Origin of the sequence: Vibrio sp. S12_S33 (assembly GCF_963889785.1) — a bacterium.
Lineage (GTDB): Bacteria > Pseudomonadota > Gammaproteobacteria > Enterobacterales > Vibrionaceae > Vibrio > Vibrio aestuarianus.
This window is the reverse complement of record NZ_CAWPQZ010000497.1, coordinates 1-204: the sequence shown is the minus strand read 5'-3', so window position 1 is coordinate 204 and position 204 is coordinate 1. Positions and strand designations below refer to the sequence as shown.

Below are 204 nucleotides of genomic sequence, written 5' to 3'. Positions count from 1 at the left end.
CCGCGGCATCCGCGATGGTGAGTGTTGGCACCGCAGTTGGCACGGTGGCGTCAAAATCAAACGTCACTGGCGTACTATCACCACTGCTGTTGCCCGCCGCGTCGCTGATCTGCGCCGTCACGCTGTAATCACCTTCCGCCGCCAAGCTTGGGATGGTGATGTTCGCACTGCCTGTGAGTGTTTCTAATAAGGTTACTTCGTGAG

At 57.8% G+C, this 204-nt stretch carries 1 protein-coding gene; it reads right to left on the bottom strand.

What is annotated here, in order from left to right; translation table 11 throughout:
- The coding region (locus AACW06_RS20875; RefSeq protein ID WP_192076439.1) for an Ig-like domain-containing protein at positions 1 to 204 on the bottom strand (204 nt) is incomplete at both ends.